At 33.8% G+C, this 1,975-nt stretch carries 2 protein-coding genes; one reads left to right on the forward strand and one right to left on the reverse strand.

The features are described from left to right. Positions 1–388: 388 nt before the first annotated feature. Entirely contained in the window at positions 389–1,549 is a 1,161-nt protein-coding gene (locus CKF59_RS07250; RefSeq protein ID WP_119535261.1) for a hypothetical protein, read from the forward strand. A 164-nt stretch (positions 1,550–1,713) separates the two neighbouring features. Here CKF59_RS07250 and CKF59_RS07965 read toward each other — a convergent pair. Continuing rightward, a partial coding sequence (locus CKF59_RS07965; RefSeq protein ID WP_222985701.1) for a hypothetical protein occupies positions 1,714–1,975 on the reverse strand: 262 nt, incomplete at its 5' end.

Here is a 1,975-nt window from a genome sequence, read left to right on the forward strand (position 1 = left end):
GTAAAATAAAAAAAGCTATACCCCCCCCGCATAAACTATTGATTTTTAAGGTAAAATATTTAAAGTAAAATTGAGTAGGGAAGAGGATAGATAGTAACTAAAAACTTATAAGGCTAGAGGTAAAGGATGAGGCAAGAATAAATTTTGTAGGGATAAAATTAGGTTCGACAAAACTTTAAAATTGAGATCCAAAGAGCAGATTTTATAGGCTAAACAAAGACTATTAAAAGTTTTTTCTCTTAAAAATCAAATTTTTAATTATGAAAATAAAGAAATTTTAATTTTAGATATTTATTTTTTAATTTTTATGTTTTAAGATAAATGAAGAACAAGCCCAAGAGCTTGTAATGATTAAGATATTAGATTTTGATTTGATTTAAGGATAATTATGAAAAAAACTTTAGTCGCTCTTACTCTTGCGGCTCTTGCATCTAGTGCATTTGCGCAAACCACAGTTTATCAAACTCCTAATGGCAAAGTATACGTAGACGGTTCATTACGTTATCATCATACCCTTCAAGGTGGTAAGGTAGAAACTAAGGCAGCTGATGCTAGTGCTTATAGTTTTACTAGTCGTAATCGTAATGACAATACCGATAATTTAAGATTACGTTTTGGTTTAGGATTTGATACCAAATTAACCGATACTAGTACCTTAGGTGCGTATCTGCGTTATCAAAAGAATTTCACTTCTCGTAAATATACTTACGAAACTTCATCTGCCTCAGAAAAGAGAAAATCTCATAATTCAGATCCATTTTATTTAACTAAAGCTCGTTTAAGCTACGCTTATAAAGATACTTTCTTTGCGACCTTTGGGGTGCGTGGCGAAGATGATGCGGCAGAATATTACCAATTTAGTGATGCCGTAAAACTAACTCCAGGTGCAAAAACGGCATTTGATTTAGTTAACCGTGTTGATGTAGCAGACGGTTCAGATAAGCGTACTGCTCGTGTAGCTTTTGTCTTTGGTGAAAATAGAGAACACTTAGTAAGTGTATCTTATGCTGACTCCAAAGTAGCAGCAAGTACGACTTACTATAATCAATATGCAGCCGTATATAACTATACAGGGTATACAGATTTAACTTTACAAGTGGTAGCTTCAGCCGGACACTATAATGGTGCAGGCTCGGCAGCTTCGCAAAATACTCACTCATTAGACTTTGCGGTTTACTATGATGTATTACCACAAACTAAAGTTACGGCAACTGTAGGGCATTCACAATTAACGGTAAAAGGTGGTACAACTACCAAAAACTTAGCTTTAAACTTAGAAGTAGTAAATGCAACCAATAAATATGTGCAACCAGCATTAGGTTACTCTTATGTAAGTGCAACCTCTACACGTACGGGAGTAAATAAGGAAACTACAAAAACTAATACCGTATATGCTCGTGTGTACTCAGAAGTATTTACTTATAAATCAACGAATGTGCTTTTAGGAGTAGAAGCGGCTCATCGTCAAGTAAAAGCTAAAGATGCTTCAAGTAATCATACTAAATCTAATGCACATAACTTCTCTGTGTTTGCAAAATATAGTTATTAATTAGCAAGCAACAGTTAAGCTAAAGTAATAAATTTTTTTCATTTTCTATAATGTAATAAACGACAGTCTCACTGAGACTGTCGTTCTTTATTAGGGTTAATTTTTTAGGAACAAGAGGGCTTGAATAACTCTTATACCGAGTAAAGAGCTACAAAAATTTGCGTTTAAGGCAAGAGTTGCTGTTGTTCACAATAGCTACTAAGAAACTGACTCCATAACCAAGGGAGATGGCGACTACGTAAGAGTTTTTGTAGTTTACTTGCTTTAGTTAAGTAAAGAGAAGAAAATTTTATTTCAGTACCGCTTGAAGATAAATGAGTAAAGTTTTTTTGCTCTTGAAACCAGTCTTTAAGAGCAAATTGTAATCTTGTCGGAGCGAGAATTCTAATCTCTTGTTCGTGAATCCTTAATTCTAAATCTTGAGCA

It is taken from the genome of Psittacicella gerlachiana (assembly GCF_003585965.1).
Taxonomy (GTDB): Bacteria; Pseudomonadota; Gammaproteobacteria; order Enterobacterales; family Psittacicellaceae; genus Psittacicella; species Psittacicella gerlachiana.

What these genes read in the sequence shown, in the direction of transcription:
- CKF59_RS07250 (WP_119535261.1), top strand. Translation starts at nt 389, where the DNA reads ATGAAAAAAACTTTAGTCGCTCTTACTCTTGCGGCTCTTGCATCTAGT.